Origin of the sequence: Nonomuraea sp. NPDC049624, from assembly GCF_040675255.1 — a bacterium.
GTDB lineage: Bacteria > Actinomycetota > Actinomycetes > Streptosporangiales > Streptosporangiaceae > Nonomuraea.
On sequence record NZ_JBFAOR010000009.1, the window covers coordinates 284,391 to 299,790 of the forward strand.

At 75.3% G+C, this 15,400-nt stretch carries 13 protein-coding genes and 1 riboswitch; of the genes, 6 read left to right on the plus strand and 7 right to left on the minus strand.

What is annotated here, in order from left to right; genetic code table 11:
• The first annotated feature begins 1 nt into the window (after position 1).
• Both cobO and AB0J76_RS35190 read left to right on the plus strand, forming a co-directional pair.
• Positions 2-604, plus strand: a complete 603-nt coding sequence (gene cobO / locus AB0J76_RS35185; protein WP_352330740.1) for a cob(I)yrinic acid a,c-diamide adenosyltransferase — start codon at positions 2-4, stop codon at positions 602-604.
• An 8-nt stretch (positions 605-612) separates the two neighbouring features.
• A complete protein-coding gene (locus AB0J76_RS35190) occupies positions 613-1,989 on the plus strand; it encodes a cobyrinate a,c-diamide synthase (protein ID WP_352330743.1) in 1,377 nt (458 codons plus the stop codon).
• On the opposite strand, the gene cobN is transcribed toward AB0J76_RS35190, so the two are convergent.
• On the minus strand, positions 1,944-5,624 hold the full coding sequence (gene cobN, locus AB0J76_RS35195; protein WP_364392001.1) for a cobaltochelatase subunit CobN: 3,681 nt from the start codon (positions 5,622-5,624) through the stop codon (positions 1,944-1,946). The two genes, AB0J76_RS35190 and cobN, sit on opposite strands and share 46 nt — an antisense overlap.
• 53 nt (positions 5,625-5,677) lie before the next feature.
• Positions 5,678-5,804, minus strand: a riboswitch (cobalamin riboswitch).
• Positions 5,805-5,875: 71 nt separating this feature from the next.
• Between cobN and cobG the strand changes: the two genes are divergently transcribed.
• From cobG to AB0J76_RS35210, 3 genes are read left to right on the plus strand one after another with little or no spacing between them, the layout of a single operon-like run.
• Positions 5,876-7,159, plus strand: a complete 1,284-nt coding sequence (gene cobG / locus AB0J76_RS35200) for a precorrin-3B synthase (RefSeq protein ID WP_352327283.1) — start codon at positions 5,876-5,878, stop codon at positions 7,157-7,159.
• Positions 7,156-7,776, plus strand: coding sequence for a precorrin-8X methylmutase (locus AB0J76_RS35205; protein ID WP_352327284.1), 621 nt, complete (start codon positions 7,156-7,158; stop codon positions 7,774-7,776). Before cobG ends, AB0J76_RS35205 begins: the two co-directional genes overlap by 4 nt.
• A 5-nt stretch (positions 7,777-7,781) precedes the next feature.
• Entirely contained in the window at positions 7,782-9,260 is a 1,479-nt protein-coding gene (locus AB0J76_RS35210) for a precorrin-2 C(20)-methyltransferase (protein ID WP_352327292.1), read from the plus strand.
• Here the strand turns inward: AB0J76_RS35210 and AB0J76_RS35215 are convergent.
• Genes AB0J76_RS35215 through cbiE form a run of 3 tightly spaced genes read right to left on the minus strand, consistent with a single transcriptional unit; the run spans position 9,251 to position 11,971 of the window.
• The gene (locus AB0J76_RS35215) at positions 9,251-10,006 is read right to left on the minus strand and encodes a cobalt-precorrin-6A reductase (protein ID WP_352327285.1); all 756 of its coding nucleotides are present in this window, start codon (positions 10,004-10,006) and stop codon (positions 9,251-9,253) included. The genes AB0J76_RS35210 and AB0J76_RS35215 overlap by 10 nt on opposite strands.
• Positions 9,991-10,746 (minus strand): precorrin-4 C(11)-methyltransferase, encoded by a 756-nt coding sequence (cobM, locus tag AB0J76_RS35220; RefSeq protein WP_352327286.1) that lies wholly within the window; start codon positions 10,744-10,746, stop codon positions 9,991-9,993. The genes AB0J76_RS35215 and cobM overlap by 16 nt, the downstream gene beginning before the upstream one ends.
• 16 nt (positions 10,747-10,762) lie before the next feature.
• A complete protein-coding gene (gene cbiE, locus AB0J76_RS35225; protein WP_352327287.1) occupies positions 10,763-11,971 on the minus strand; it encodes a precorrin-6y C5,15-methyltransferase (decarboxylating) subunit CbiE in 1,209 nt (402 codons plus the stop codon).
• Positions 11,972-12,118: 147 nt separating this feature from the next.
• Between cbiE and cobF the strand changes: the two genes are divergently transcribed.
• Positions 12,119-12,877, plus strand: coding sequence for a precorrin-6A synthase (deacetylating) (gene cobF / locus AB0J76_RS35230; RefSeq protein WP_352327288.1), 759 nt, complete (start codon positions 12,119-12,121; stop codon positions 12,875-12,877).
• Between the two features lie 44 nt (positions 12,878-12,921).
• On the opposite strand, the gene AB0J76_RS35235 is transcribed toward cobF, so the two are convergent.
• The 3 genes from AB0J76_RS35235 to AB0J76_RS35245 form a co-directional block, all read right to left on the minus strand.
• On the minus strand, positions 12,922-14,133 hold the full coding sequence (locus AB0J76_RS35235; RefSeq protein WP_352327289.1) for a Dyp-type peroxidase: 1,212 nt from the start codon (positions 14,131-14,133) through the stop codon (positions 12,922-12,924).
• On the minus strand, positions 14,133-14,675 hold the full coding sequence (locus AB0J76_RS35240; protein WP_352327290.1) for a copper chaperone PCu(A)C: 543 nt from the start codon (positions 14,673-14,675) through the stop codon (positions 14,133-14,135). Before AB0J76_RS35240 ends, AB0J76_RS35235 begins: the two co-directional genes overlap by 1 nt.
• Before the next feature lie 153 nt (positions 14,676-14,828).
• Positions 14,829-15,392 (minus strand): MFS transporter, encoded by a 564-nt coding sequence (locus tag AB0J76_RS35245; RefSeq protein ID WP_352327291.1) that lies wholly within the window; start codon positions 15,390-15,392, stop codon positions 14,829-14,831.
• Positions 15,393-15,400 lie beyond the last annotated feature (8 nt).

Here is a 15,400-nt window from a genome sequence, read left to right on the forward strand (position 1 = left end):
GATGCCTCAGGGAAAACCGGCTGTCGTGCCCGACGACGGCCTGACCACGCGCCAGCGCCGGACCCGTCCGCTGCTGATGGTGCACACCGGGCCGGGCAAGGGCAAGTCCACGGCCGCCTTCGGGATGGCGTTACGGGCCTGGAACCAGGGCTGGCCGGTCGGGGTGTTCCAGTTCGTGAAGTCGGCCAAGTGGCGCATCGGCGAGGAACGCGCGCTCAGGGTGCTCGGTGAGACGGGCGAGGGCGGCCCGGTGACCTGGCACAAGATGGGCGAGGGCTGGTCGTGGATCCAGCGGCCCGGCGCCGAGGAGGACCACGCGGCCGACGCCCGTGAGGGCTGGGAGCAGATCAAGCGCGACCTGGCGGCGCAGACGTACCGGTTCTACGTGCTGGACGAGTTCACGTACCCGCTGAAGTGGGGGTGGCTGGATCTGGACGACGTGCTGGAGACGCTGACGGACCGGCCGGGCAGCCAGCACGTCGTGATCACCGGCAGGGACGCGCCCGAACGGCTGATCGAGGTCGCCGACCTGGTGACGGAGATGGGCAAGGTACGCCACCCCATGGATGCCGGGCAGAAGGGGCAGAAGGGCATCGAGTGGTAGTTCCGCGCCTGGTGATCGCCGCGCCGTCGTCGGGCAGCGGCAAGACGACGGTGGCCACCGGGCTCATGGCGGCGTTGCGGGCGCGCGGACTGCGGGTCTCGCCGCACAAGGTGGGGCCGGACTACATCGACCCCGGCTATCACGCGCTGGCCGCCGGCCGTACCGGCCGCAACCTGGATCCGTGGCTCGTCGGGGAGGAGCTGGTCGCCCCCCTGTTCCTGCACGGCGCGGCCGGGTGCGACGTGGCGGTGGTCGAGGGCGTGATGGGCCTGTTCGACGGCAGGGGGGACACCGGGTTCGCCTCGACCGCGCACGTCGCGACGCTGCTGGACGCGCCTGTGGTGCTGGTCGTGGACGCGGCCCGGCAGAGCAGGTCGGTGGCGGCGGTGGTGCACGGGTTCGCCACCTTCGACCCGGACGTGCGGGTGGGCGGGGTGGTGCTCAACCGGGTGGGCTCCGACCGGCACGAGGAGTTGTGCCGGTCGGCGCTGGCGGCGGCGGGCGTGCCGGTGCTGGGGGCGATCCGCCGCGACGACGCCGTGGCCACCCCCTCCCGGCATCTGGGGCTGGTGCCGGCCGCCGAGCGCCGGACCGAGGCGGTCGCCGCCGTGGACCGGCTGGCCGCGCTGGTGGCGCGTTCGTGCGACCTGGACGCGTTGCTGCGGCTGGCGCGCTCCGCTCCCCCGCTGGGCGGCCCCGCCTGGACGCCGCCGGCGCCCGGCGCGACGGGCGACCGGCCGCAGGCGCGGGGGGCTGCGGGCGACCAGCCGGAGGTGGCGGGGGCTGCGCGTGAGCGGCCGGTGGTGGCCGTGGCCGGCGGGGCGGCGTTCACGTTCGGCTACGCCGAGCAGGTCGAGCTGTTGCGGGCGGCGGGTGCGGAGGTGGCCGTCTTCGACCCGCTGCGCGACACGCGGCTGCCGGACGGGACCGGCGCGATCGTGATCGGCGGCGGCTTCCCGGAGGTGTACGCCGCCGAACTGGCCGCCAACGAGCCCCTGCGGCAGCAGGTCGCCGCCTTCCCCGGCCCGATCGCCGCCGAGTGCGCGGGGCTGCTGTACCTGTGCGACGAACTGGATGGTCAGCGCATGTGCGGGCGCGTCCCCGGGCGGGCGCGGATGACGTCCCGGCTGACGCTCGGCTACCGGGACGCCGTCGCGCTGCGGCGCTCGCCGCTCACCAGGACGGGCGAGCGGCTGCGCGGGCACGAGTTCCACCGGACGGCCGTCACGTACGCGGGCGAGCCGCTGTTCCGCTGGGACGGCGGCCACGACGGGTACGGCGATCCCGGCGTGACCGCGTCCTACCTGCATCTTCACTGGGCGGGCGCGCCCGGCCTGGCTCAGCGGCTGGTGTCGTCCTCCAGGTCGCCCTCGGTCTTGAGGTAGACCTCCTGCAGGCCGCGCAGGACCTCTGGGTCGGGGTGCTGCCACATGCCGCGCTCGGCGGCCTCCAGGAGGCGTTCGGCGATGCCGTGCAGCGCCCAGGGGTTCGAGCGGGCCATGAACGCCTGGTTCTCGGGGTCGAGCACGTACGTCTCCGTCAGCTTGTCGTACATCCAGTCGGCGACCACGCCGGTGGTGGCGTCGTAGCCGAACAGGTAGTCGACGGTGGCGGCCAGCTCGAAGGCGCCCTTGTAGCCGTGGCGGCGCATGGCGGCCAGCCAGCGCGGGTTGACGACCCTGGCGCGGAAGATCCGTGAGGTCTCCTCCGACAGGGTGCGGGTGCGCACGGCGTCGGGACGGGTGCTGTCGCCGACGTAGGCGGCCGGGGCCCTGCCGGTGAGCGCCCGCACGGTGGCGATCATGCCGCCGTGGTACTGGAAGTAGTCGTCGGAGTCGGCGATGTCGTGCTCGCGGGTGTCGACGTTCTTGGCGGCGACGGCGATGCGGCGGTAGGCGTCCTCCATCTGGGGGCGGGCGGCGACGCCGTCGAGGTCGCGGCCGTAGGCGTAGCCGCCCCACACGGCGTACACCTCGGCCAGGTCGGCGTCGTCGCGCCAGTTGCGGCTGTCGATGAGCGGCAGCAGCCCGGCCCCGTAGGCGCCGGGCGCGGAGCCGAAGACGCGCATGGTGGCCAGCCGCTCGTCGCCGCCGGTCGCGGCCACGTGGGCGCGGACGTAGTTCTCCTCGGCCGGCTCCGCCAGCGACGCGACCAGCCGTACGGCGTCGTCGAGCATGCCGACCACGTGCGGGAAGGCGTCGCGGAAGAAGCCGCTGATGCGGACCGTCACGTCGATGCGCGGGCGGCCCAGCTCGGCGAGCGGGATCGGCTCCAGGCGGATGACGCGACGCGACGCCTCGTCCCATTCGGGGCGGACGCCGAGCAGGGCCAGCACCTCGGCGACGTCGTCGCCCGCCGTGCGCATGGCGCTGGTCCCCCACACCGACAGCCCGACCGAGCGCGGCCACTCGCCGGTGTCGGCGCGGTAGCGCTCCAGCAGCGACTCCGCCATGGCCTGGCCGGTCTCCCAGGCCAGGCGGCTGGGCACCGCCCTGGGGTCCACGGAGTAGAAGTTGCGGCCGGTCGGCAGCACGTTGACCAGGCCGCGCAGCGGGGAGCCGCTGGGGCCGGCGGGCACGTAGCCGCCGTCCAGGGCGTGCAGGACGTGATCCAGCTCGTCGGTGGTGCGAGCCAGGCGCGGCACCATCTCGGCGGCGGCGAACGCCAGCACCCGCGCCACCAGCTCCACCCGTCCCTCGGCCACACGGCCCACCGATGCGGCGGGAGCGGCACCGGGCGTACCGTCCGACGCGTCGGGAGCGAGGCCGGGTGTCGCGTCCAGTACCGCGCGGGCGACGGCGGGGGCTGCCTCCGGGGCCCAGGCGTGCTGCTCCATGGCCTCGACCAGGGCGCGGGCGGTCGTCTCCGCGCGGTCCACGTCGCCGAGCCCCGCCGTGCCGTCCTCGGCCAGGCCGAGCGCCTCGCGCAGGCCGGGCAGCGTCTCCCGGCCGGCCCACATCTGGCGGGCGCGCAGCATGGCCAGCACCAGGTCCACCCGGACCTGGCCGGTGGGCGCCTGGCCGAGGACGTGCAGGCCGTCGCGGATCTGCGCGTCCTTCACCTCGCACAGCCAGCCGTCCACGTGCAGGATGAGGTCGTCGAACTCGCTGTCGTGCGGCCGGTCGGCCAGCCCGAGGTCGTGGTCGAGCCGGGCGGCCTGGATCAGCGTCCAGATCTGCGCCCGGATCGCGGGCAGCTTGGCGGGGTCCATGGCGGCGATCGTGGCGTGCTCGTCCAGGAGCTGCTCCAGCCGGGCGATGTCGCCGTAGGTGTCGGCGCGGGCCATCGGCGGCACCAGGTGGTCCACCAGCACGGCGTGCGCGCGCCGCTTGGCCTGCGTGCCCTCCCCCGGGTCGTTGACCAGGAAGGGGTAGACCAGCGGCAGGTCGCCGATGGCGGCGTCGGTGCCGCACGCGGCCGACATCCCCGCCGACTTGCCGGGCAGCCACTCCAGGTTGCCGTGCTTGCCGACGTGCACCATCGCGTGCGCGCCGAACTCGGCCGACAGCCAGCGGTAGGCGGCCAGGTAGTGGTGGCTGGGCGGCAGGTCGGGGTCGTGGTAGATGGCGATCGGGTTCTCCCCGAAGCCGCGCGGCGGCTGCACCATCACCACGAGGTTCCCGGCCCGCAGCGCGGCCAGCACGATGTCGGTCCCGTCCTCGCCCTCGTGCACGAACAACTCTCCGGGCGGCGGCCCCCAGTGGCGCTCCATCTCCTCGCGCAGGGCCGCGGGCAGCGTCCGGTACCACTGTTCGTAGGAGGCGGCGGAGATGCGGACCGGGTTGCCCGCCAGGTGCTCCTCGGTCAGCCAGTCCTGGTCCTGGCCGCCGGCGGCGATCAGCGCGTGGACGAGCGCGTCGCCGTCCTGGTCGGCCACGCCGGGGAAGCCGTCGCCCAGGTCGTACCCCGCCTCGGCGAGACGGGCCAGCAGCCGGACGGTGCTCGCCGGGGTGTCCAGCCCGACCGCGTTGCCGACGCGGGAGTGCTTGGTCGGGTACGCCGACAACATCACCACCAGCCGCCGTTCGGCGGGAGGGGTGTGCCGCAGCAGGCCGTGGCGCACCGCGATGCCCGCCACCCGGGCGGCCCGCTCGGGGTCGGCGACGTAGACGGTCAGCCCGTCGGGGTCGATCTCCTTGAACGAGAACGGCACCGTGATGATCCGCCCGTCGAACTCCGGGATCGCCACCTGTGAGGCGGCGTCCAGCGGCGACAGCCCGTCGTCGTTCTCCTCCCAGGCCTGGCGGGTGGTGGTCAGGCAGAGTCCCTGCAGGATCGGCACGTCGAGCTCGGCCAGCGCGCCGACGTCCCAGGCCTCGTCGTCGCCGCCCGCCCCCGCGGTGGCCGGACGGGAGCCGCCCGCCGCCAGCACCGTGACGACCAGGGCGTCCGCCGCGCGCAGCGTGTCCAGCAGCTCCGGCTCGGCCGCGCGCAGGGACGAGCAGAAGACCGGCAGCGCCTGCCCGCCCGCGTCCTCGACGGCGTCGCACAACGCCTCGACGAACGCGGTGTTGCCCGCCACGTGGTGGGCCCGGTAGTAGAGCACCCCCACCACGGGACCGCCGGTGGTCCTGGCGGGGCGGTCCAGCCGTCCCCAGGTGGGGGCCGGGACGGGCGGCTCGAACCCGTGCCCGGTCAGCAGGACGGTGTCGGACAGGAACGCGTGCAGCTCGGCCAGGTTGGCCGGGCCGCCATGGGCCAGGTAGGCGTGCGCCTCGGCGCACACCCCGCCGCTGACGGTGGACAACTCCATCAGCTCGGCGTCGGGCGCCTGCTCCCCGCCCAGCACCACCACCGGGCGGGGCCCGGCCAGCAGCGCGTCGAGCCCTTCCGGCCAGGCCCGCCGCCCGCCCAGCAGGCGCACCACGACCAGGTCGGCGCCCTCCGTCAGGCCGGGGACGTCCTCGGCGGTCAGCCGGGCGGGATTGCCCAGACGGTAGCCCGCCCCGCAGGCGCGGGCGCTCAGCAGGTCGGTGTCGGAGGTGGAGAGCAGCAGAACGGTACGGCTGTCGCCAGGCACGGCGCATTCCTCCCTCGGGGTCCTCGCCCCGGTCGCGGGTGACACGACGGCAGGAGTCTCCTGGCTCCCGGATCGACGCTCACCCCGGCCTTCCCGTCCGTCGCCGGACAGTGGCCTCGTGGTGGGGTTCGCTCCCCGGTCACAGTGGCGGGACCGCGCCGGATTCGCACCGGCTTCCTCCCATTGCCATCGTCTACGCCGAAGCTTACGGCAGGAGCGACCCGTCCCAGAAGTGGCGTTACGATCCCTTCGTGCCCGTAGGTGAATCTTCCGGACGTACGCGTCCCGATGCCTGTCCGGGGGCGCTCCAGGTGCACGAGGCCGCCGACGGCCCGCTCGCCCGCTTGCGCCTGCCCGGCGGCGCGGTGTCGGCCGCGCAGCTCCGCGTGCTCGCCGGGTGCGCGGCCGAGCTGGGAGCGGGCGTGATCGAGCTGACGTCGCGGGCGAACGTCCAGGTGCGGGGCCTGCGCTCGCCCGAGGTCTTCGCCGGGCGCATCGCGGCGGCCGGGCTGCTGCCGTCGCCCGCGCACGAGCGGGTGCGCAACATCCTGGCCTCGCCGCTGAGCGGGCGCGGTCCTGACGGGCTGCTGGACGTGCAGGCGATGGCGGACGCCCTGGACCGGGCGCTGTGCGCGCGGCCCCGGCTGGCCGCGCTGCCGGGACGGTTCCTGTTCGCCCTGGACGACGGCACGCGGGACGTCGCCGGGCTCGGCGCGGACGTCACCTACGTGGCGACCGGCCGGCTGCTGCTCGCCGGCGCCGACACCGGGCTGACCGTCGCCCCGGACGCGGCCGTGCCGCTCATGATCGACGCCGCCGAGGCGTTCCTGGACGAGCTGTCCCCCGACGGCCCGCGCGCCTGGCGCATCCGCGACCTGCCGGACGGCCCCGCCGCGATCGCCACCCGCCTGCGCGCCGGCCGACCAGCCCGACCGAACGCCCCGAACGCACTGGACGCCCCGGAGGCCCCGCAGGCGCCCCACACCGCCGACGCCCCGCAGGCCGCGGACGCCGCGAACGCGCCGCCCTCACCCGCCCCCGCGCGCCGCCCGTCCGCGGGCAGGATCGCGCAGCGGGACGGCCGGGTGGCGATCGAGGCGCTCGTGCCGCTCGGCCGTCTGACGTCCGCCCAGGCCGGAGCGCTCGCGGACCTCGGGCGGCCGGTGCGCCTGACCCCCTGGCGAACCGTCGTCCTGCCGGACCTCTCCCCCGGCTCCCCCGGTTCCTCGGGCTCCCCGGGCTCCCCGGGATCCCCCGGCGAGGCGGACCGGATCGAGCGGGCGCTGGCCGCCGCCGGGCTCGTCACCGACCCGGACTCCCCCTGGGCCGGGGTCACCGCCTGCACCGGCCGTCCCGGCTGCGCGAAGGCGCTCGCCGACGTGCGGGCGGACGCCCGCCAATGGGTGCGGAGCCTCGGCCGCGCACCCGCCACACCCGTCCACTGGGCCGGTTGCGAGCGGCGCTGCGGCCTGCCGCGCGGCCCGGTCCGCCAGCTTATCGCGACCATCAACGGATACGAGGAACGCCAGGAGTGAGCGACTACATCCGCGACGGCGCCGAGATCTACCGGCGCTCGTTCGCGACCATCCGCGCCGAGACCGACCTCACGGGCCTGCCCCCCGAGGTCGCCCAGGTGGCGGTGCGCATGATCCACGCGTGCGGCATGACCGACCTCGTGACCGACCTGGCCTGGTCCCCGCGGGTCGTCGCGCGGGCCAGGGCGGCGCTGCGCGGCGGCGCGCCGGTGTTGTGCGACGCCATGATGGTCGCCTCCGGCGTGACCCGGCGCAGGCTGCCCGCGGGCAACGAGGTGCTGTGCACGCTGGGCGATCCGCGCGTCCCCGAGCTGGCCGAACGCCTCGGCACCACCCGCAGCGCCGCGGCCCTGGAGCTGTGGCGCGACCGCCTGGAGGGGGCGGTGGTGGCGATCGGGAACGCGCCGACCGCGCTGTTCCGGCTGCTGGAGCTGGTGGCCGAGGGCGCGGGACGCCCCGCGGCCGTGCTCGGCATCCCGGTCGGCTTCATCGGCGCGGCCGAGTCCAAGCAGGCGCTGGCCGGCAGCGACCTGGAGTACCTGGTGGTGCACGGCCGTCGCGGCGGCAGTGCGATGACGGCCGCCGCGATCAACGCCATCGCGAACGAGACGGAGTGAGCACCATGTCAGGACGCCTGTACGGAGTCGGCCTGGGCCCCGGCGACCCCGAGCTGGTCACGGTCAGGACGGCCCGGTTGATCGGCGAGGCCGACGTGATCGCCTACCACGCCGCCCGGCACGGCCGCAGCATCGCCCGATCGATCGCGCTGCCGTACATGCGCGAAGGCCAGATCGAGGAGCTGCTGCTCTACCCGCTGACCACGGAGACCACCGACCACCCCGGCGGCTACCAGGGGGCGCTCGACGACTTCTACGCCGACTGCGCCGAACGCCTGGCCGCCCACCTGGACGCGGGCCGCACCGTGGTCGTGCTGGCCGAGGGCGACCCGCTGTTCTACGGCTCCTACATGCACATGCACAAGCGGCTCGCCCACCGCTACCCGACCGAGGTGGTGCCCGGCGTGACCTCGGTCAGCGCCGCCGCCGCCGTGCTGGGCCGGCCGCTGGTCGAGCGGGACGAGGTGCTGACCGTGCTGCCCGGCACGCTGCCCGCGCAGGTGCTGGCCGAGCGGCTGCGCGACACCGACTCGGCCGCCGTGCTCAAGCTGGGCCGCACGTTCGGGAAGGTGCGCGACGCGCTGGCCGAGGCGGGCCGCCTCGACGACGCCTGGTACGTCGAGCGGGCCACCATGGGCGCCGAGCGGGTCGCCCCGCTCAAGGACGTGGACCCGGACGGGGTCCCGTACTTCTCGCTGGCGCTGCTGGCCAGCCCGGCCGAGCGCACGTTCGTCCCCGAGCGCCCGGTGGACGAGGGGCGGGGCGAGGTGGCCGTGGTCGGCCTGGGCCCGGCGGGACGGCCGTGGCTGACGCCGGAGGCGCAGGAGGCGCTGGCCGCGGCCACCGACCTGGTCGGCTACGGCCCGTACGTGGACCGGGTGGCCCCGAACGCGCGCCAGCGCCGCCACCGCACCGACAACCGGGTGGAGGCCGAACGCGCCAGGCACGCCCTTGAGCTGGCCCGGGACGGGGCCCGCGTGGCGGTCGTGTCGTCCGGCGACCCGGGCGTGTTCGCCATGGCCAGCGCCGTGCTGGAAGCCGCCGCCGACTTCCCGGACGTGCCGGTGCGGGTCGTGCCGGGACTGACCGCCGCCCAGGCGGTCGCGGCCAGGGCGGGCGCGCCGCTCGGGCACGACTACTGCGTGCTGTCGCTGTCCGACCTGCTCAAGCCGTGGAAGGTGGTGGCCGACCGGCTGTCCGCCGCCGCGCGGGCTGACCTGGTGCTGGCGATCTACAACCCGGCCTCGCGGAGCCGTACGTGGCAGGTCGCCGCCGCCCGGGACCTGCTGCTGGAGCACCGGGCGCCGGACACCCCCGTGGTGATCGGCCGCGACGTCGGCGGCCCGGAGGAGAGCGTCACGGTCACCACGCTCGGCGAGCTGGACCCGGGCCAGGTGGACATGCGCTGCCTGCTGATCATCGGCTCGTCCACGACCCGGGCCACCGAAGGCGGCGTCGTCTACACCCCGCGCCGCTATCCCTGAACCCAGGCTGCCGCCGCCGCCACGCTGTCCGTCGCCCGGACGCCCGCGGGCAGCGGCGGCCGGTCCACCATGATCACCGGCAGGCCGAGCTCACGGGCCGCGCCGAGCTTGGCCGTGGTCATGCCGCCGCCGCTGTCCTTGGTCACCAGCACGTCCAGGCGGTGCTCCCGGATCAGGGCGCGCTCGCCCTCGACGGTGTACGGCCCCCGGTCCAGCAGGACGTGCACGTTCGCCGGCACGGGCCCCTCCGGCGGGTCCACCGACCTGGCCAGCAGCCACACGCCGGGCAGCGGCGCGAACACCGGCAGGCTGCGGCGCCCGGTCGTGAGGAAGACCCGGGTCTCCCGGCCGGCCGCGCCCCACCGCTTCGCGGTCAGCAGCCCGGCCGCCGCCTGGAGGGAGCCGACCCGCAGCCACGCGTCGCCCGGTCCCTCCCGCCATCCCGGACGCCGCAGCACCAGCAGCGGCACCCCGGTCGCCGACGAGGCCGCGACCCCCGAGGCGGTCATCCGCTCCGCGAACGGATGCGTGGCGTCGACCAGCACGTCGATGCGCTCCTTCAGCAGCCACGCGGCCAGGCCCGCCGGCCCGCCGAACCCGCCTTCCCGCACCTCGCCCACGGGCAGCCGCGGGTTGTTCACCCGTCCCGCGAGTGAGGACACCACGTGCAGCCCGGGGGCGGCGGCCAGCTCGGCGGCCAGGGCGCGGGCCTCGGCGGTGCCGCCGAGGATCAGGACCCGTCGCACGCCCGCTCCCTGGCGTCGCTGTAGAGATGGCTGTCGGGGAACTGCGTCGCCGACAACACCCGGCCCACGACGATCACGGCCGTCCGCCGGATGCCCGCGTCGTGGACCTGTCCGGCGATGTCGGCCAGCGTCCCGCGCAGGATCACCTCGTCGGCCCGGCTCGCCCGCGCCACCACGGCCACCGGGCAGTCCGGGCCGTAGGAGGGCAGCAGCTCGGCCACCACGGCGTCGATCCGCTGCACGGCCAGGTGCAGCACCATCGTGGCCCGGCTCGCGCCGAGCGTCGCGAGGTCCTCGCCGTCCGGCATGGGGGTGGCGCGGGCGGAGGTGCGCGTCAGGATGACCGTCTGGCCGACGCCGGGCACGGTCAGCTCCCGGCCCAGCGCGGCCGCCGCCGCCGCGAACGCCGGAACCCCCGGCACCAGCTCGTACGGCACGCCCAGGGCGTCCAGCCTGCGCATCTGCTCGGCCACGGCGCTGAACACCGACGGGTCGCCCGAGTGCAGCCGCGTCACGTCGAGACCGTCGCGGTGGGCGGCGGCCAGCTCGGCGACGATCTCGTCGAGCGTCAGGTCCGCCGTGTTCACCAGCCTGGCCCCCGGCGGGCAGGCGTCGAGCAGCTCACGCGGCACCAGCGAACCGGCGTACAGGCAGACCGGCGACGCCTCCAGCCGCCGCAGGCCGCGCAGCGTGATCAGGTCGGCGGCGCCGGGACCGGCTCCGACGAAGTACACGGTCACGGCCGGTCCCCCTCCGTCATCGTTGATCCTTCCTTGTGATCGACCACACGGTCACCGGCATCGCCGCCCGCCAGCCGGTGAACCCGCCGACCGGCGAGGCCCGCTGGACGCTCAGGCGCACCAGGTCGCCCCCGAGCCTGCCGTACCAGTGGGCGAGGACGGCCTCGGACTCCAGGGTGACGGCGTTCACCACCAGCCGGCCGCCGGGGCGCAGCGCCGTCCAGCAGCGTTCCAGCAGGCCGGGGGCGGTCGCGCCGCCGCCGACGAACACCGCGTCCGGCTCGGGCAGCCCGTCCAGCGCCCCGGGGGCCTTGCCCTCGACCACGCGCATCGACGGCACGCCGAGCCGCTCGGCGTTGCGCCGGACGGCGGCGGCCCGGTCGGCCCTGCTCTCGATCGCCACGGCGGCGCACGACGGGTGGCTGCGCATCCACTCGACGGCGATGCTGCCCGCCCCCGCGCCCACGTCCCACAGCAGCTCGCCGGGCATCGGGGCCAGGCGGGACAGGCTGACGGCGCGGACCTCCCGCTTGGTGAGCTGCCCGTCGTGCTCGTAGGCGCCGTCGGGCAGCCCCGGCACCCTGGCCAGGGGCTCGGCGTCCCGGGCGAGGACGCACTCGACGGCGATCACGTGGAGCGCGGGCGCCTGGCCCTCCGCCCAGCTCTCCGCCGTCCCCCGCAGCGCGGACTCGCGCGGGCCGCCCAGGTCCGACAGCACCGTCATCGGGCTCGGCCCGTACCCGTGCCGGACGAGCAACCCGGCGACCAGCGAGGGCGAGCCGGGCCCCGCGCCGAGCACGACGACCCGGCGGCCCGGCTGGAGGGCGGCGGCCAGCGCCGCGGGCGGCCGGCCCACCAGGCTGACGACGTCCACCCGCTCGGCCGGCCAGCCCAGGCGGGCGCAGGCCAGCGACAACGACGACACGTGCGGCAGCACCAGGACGCGCTTCGCGCCCAGCAGCCGGACCAGGGTCGAGCCGATGCCGTGGAACATCGGGTCGCCGCTGGCCAGCACGCACACCTCGCGGCCGGCGTACCGGTCCATGAGCGCGGGCAGGGCGGGCAGCAGCGGCGACGGCCACGGCACGCGTTCGGCGGCCGTCGCGGGCACCAGGCCGAGCTGCCGCACGCTGCCCATGAGCACGTCGGCGGCCTCCACCGCGCGGCGCGAGCCCGGGGGCAGGCCGTCCCAGCCGTCCGCGCCGATCCCGACGACCGTGATCACGCGTCGCGCCGGGTCAGCTGGAGCTCCTCGGCGACCCGCTGACGGGAAGCGGCGAAGGCGGCGCCCTGCTCGGCCAGGTTCACGATCCTCCTCTATGGCAAAGTGCGAGGGATATCGTATATCTGCCTATCTGGCAGACTTTGGCGGGTGAAACGGCTTCTCGTCATCGGGATCGGCGCCGGCGATCCGGACCATCTCACCCTGCAGGCGGTCAAGGCCATCGCCGCCACGGACGTGTTCTTCATCGTCGACAAGGGCGAGATCAAGCACGAGTTGATCCAGCTCCGCCTCGACCTGATCGCCGAGCACGGCCGCAGGCCGTACCGGATCGCCGAGGCCCGCGACCCGGAACGCGACCGCACCGCCCCCGCCTACACCGCCGCCGTCGAGGACTGGCGCTCGCGCCGCTCGCTCGCCTGCGAAGCGCTCATCCGCGACGAACTGGGCGCCGGCGAGACCGGCGCGTTCCTGGTGTGGGGCGACCCGGCCGTCTACGACAGCACGCTCGCCATCCTCGACGAGATCCGGCGACGCGGGAACGTCGCCTTCGACGTCGAGGTCGTCCCCGGGATCAGCAGCGTGGCCGCCCTCACCGCCCGCCACCGCATCGGGCTGACCCAGGTCGGCCGGCCCACGCACCTGACCACCGGCCGCCGCCTGGCGGAGCAGGGCCCCACCGCCGACGACATGGTGGTCATGCTCGACGCCCACACCTCCTTCACCGGTCTCGACGACTTCCACATCTACTGGGGCGCCTACCTCGGGACGCCGGACGAGATCCTGGTGTCGGGGCCGGTGCCCGAGGTCGGTGAACGCATCCGGCGGCTGCGTGCCGAGGCCCGCGAGCGCAAGGGCTGGATCATGGACACGTACCTGCTGCGCCGCCTGTCACCGGAGGACCGCTGACCTGACACCGAGGTGGCGCCGCCGGGTCGGCGGGCCCCCTCGCGTCATGCCAGCAGTCCCTGCCCGATCCAGCCGCCGGGCGGGCAGCCCGGCAGGATGGCGAACACGGCGGACCCGATCGGCGTGGTCCACTCGTTGAGCAGGTCGGCCTCGGCCAGCCGGCGCTGCATGGGCAGGAACTGCGCGCCGACGTCGGCCTGGTAGGAGGCGAAGAGCAGGCCGCTGTCGGGGTGTCCGGCCGCGGTGAGCCCTTCGTCGTAGTTGTAGGGGCGACGGAAGATCCCCTTGGCCGGGTCGGCGCTGTGCGCCCGCCTGATGTGGGCGTACTCGGAGATGACCGGGAACCCCACGGGCGTCAGCTCGGCGAAGTCGGGCGGGTCGTGCTCGGCGGTCCCGGTCAGCGGGGCGCCGGTGTCCAGGCGGCGGCCGACCGTGAACTCCTTGGCGACCCGGTCGGCGGCGTCCCACGTCTCCAGTTCGACCCGGATCCGCCGCAGCACCAGCGTGGTGCCGCCGCGCAGCCAGGCGGGCGCGTCCGCGCCGGCCCACACCACCCGGTCGAAGACAGGGCTCCCGGGGACGGCGTTGGCGGTCCCGTCGAGCTGCCCCATGATGTTGTGCTGGGTCAGCCCGGACGCCTGCACCCCGGCGGCCCGCCGGAACCCGCGCTGGACCCATCGGACGCGGGTGAAGGCGCGGGCGTCCTTGATGATCATGCGGAGGGCGTGGGCGACGGTCAGCGGGTCGTCGGCGCAGATCTGCACCAGGAGGTCGCCGCCGTTCCAGCGGGGCTGCAACTTGTCGATGGAGAAGCGGGGCAACGCCTTCAGCGAGGACGGGCGCGCGTCCGCCAGGCCCACCGCGTCGAACAGGCCGGGCCCGAACCCGAAGGTGACGGTCAACCGGGCGGGCAGCACCGCCAGCTCCGGTTCGGTGTCGGCCAGGGCCGGACCGCCCGCGGTCAGGCGGCGGGCGTCGTCGGTCAGCAGCCGCATCATCCGGGCCACCGCCTCCCGGCCGACGCCGCCGCGCAGGTCCAGTCCGACGAAGACGGCGTGGGCCTGCGGGACGGTGGCGATCCCGGCCTGGTGCGGGCCGTGGAAGGGCTCCACCGCCGAGCCCGTCGGAGGGGCCTGCGCCGCGGCCGGGCCCGTCGAGGCGGCCTGTGTCGCGAGCGCGCCGGCCGCGGCGGCGGCGGTCGAGGCCAGCAGGCCCCGCCGGGTCAGGCGGGACCTGCTGCCGGTGTGCGCGTCCATCAGTGCTCGCCCTCACCGGGCTGGTAGTTCTCCTTGCCGCCGGCGAAGTCCTTGCCGATCGCGGTGAACCGGAGGGTGGAACCGTCGGCGAGGGTCAGGGTGAAGGGCACCTCGGCTCCCGGCTCCACCTTCCCGGTGACGCCCATCAGCATGATGTGATCGCCACCGGGGGCCAGCGGGTGGGAACCGCGAGCAGGGACCACGAACCCGCCCTTCTTGGGGCGCATCACCATCTTGCCCCCGGAGTCCACCACTTCGTGCAGCTCGACCTTCGGAGACAGCGGCGAGGTGCCGGAGACGACCGTCAGCTCCGCGTCGGTGTTGTTGACCAGGGTGCCGAAGGCGGCGGTCATGCCCTTCCCGCCGGTCTTGATCCAGGGGTCGGTGATGGTCAGAGCGGGCGAAGGCGCGCTGGCGACGGTGGCGGCGGCGGCCGGCGACGCCGACGCGGTCGTGCTCTGGCCGCCGCAGCCGGACACGAGCACGGCCACGGCCAGCGCCGCGGCGGGAAGAAGCGGGGAACGCGAACGGAGAGAGTGCATGGTGGGCCTTTCCAGGCAGGCCTCGGCGCACGGCGGGATCTCCCACCGCGCCGGAGGCGGATCAGGCAGGGACGCTCGACGCGGCCGCGACGTCCGCGGCCACGCGGACCCGGACGAAGCCGGGCATGACGACGTACTCCGGCACCACGGGGGTCAGCCGGAGAAAGCGATCACCTGCGTGCACGGCGGGCCACGCGTGGGCGCGGCGTGTGCCGGCACCGCCGAGCGCAGCCGCTCCGGCTCGGGCGCCGTCACCACGACGACCGGCTGGCCCAGCGGACGCGGGAGGAGTGCCAGGAGGACCCGGCACAGCCGCGCGGCCAGGCGGTGCAGCAGCCCCCACAGAGCGGCCTCGCCCCGGGCCAGCCACAGGGCGATCAGCCCGGTGGCACCGGCATGCGTGACGAGCATGCCGACGCCGGGCACCAGCCCCGAATGGCCGTGGACGAGCGCGGCGTAGGCGTCGGCGGCATGGCTGAGGGAGAACAGCACATGCAGCACCACCTGCATGCCCGCCAGCAACGGCAGGATCACCGCCAGCGTGCGCTCACGCGCCGAGGCCACGACCCCGCCCCCGAACGCCAGCAGCAGCCCACCGGCCACCACCGGCCCGGTGACCGATCCCCCGCCGAACAGGTGCGCCAGCACGCCCAGCGCCACGCAGACCACGGCGAACACCGCGGCACGGGCGAGACGGAACGGCAGGGAGGCGGTCATAACCGGCC

What these genes read in the sequence shown, in the direction of transcription:
- AB0J76_RS35210 (WP_352327292.1), top strand. Translation starts at nt 7,782, where the DNA reads ATGTCAGGACGCCTGTACGGAGTCGGCCTGGGCCCCGGCGACCCCGAG.
- AB0J76_RS35235 (WP_352327289.1), bottom strand. Translation starts at nt 14,133, where the DNA reads ATGGACGCGCACACCGGCAGCAGGTCCCGCCTGACCCGGCGGGGCCTG.
- cobO (WP_352330740.1), top strand. Translation starts at nt 2, where the DNA reads ATGCCTCAGGGAAAACCGGCTGTCGTGCCCGACGACGGCCTGACCACG.
- AB0J76_RS35245 (WP_352327291.1), bottom strand. Translation starts at nt 15,392, where the DNA reads ATGACCGCCTCCCTGCCGTTCCGTCTCGCCCGTGCCGCGGTGTTCGCC.
- AB0J76_RS35240 (WP_352327290.1), bottom strand. Translation starts at nt 14,675, where the DNA reads ATGCACTCTCTCCGTTCGCGTTCCCCGCTTCTTCCCGCCGCGGCGCTG.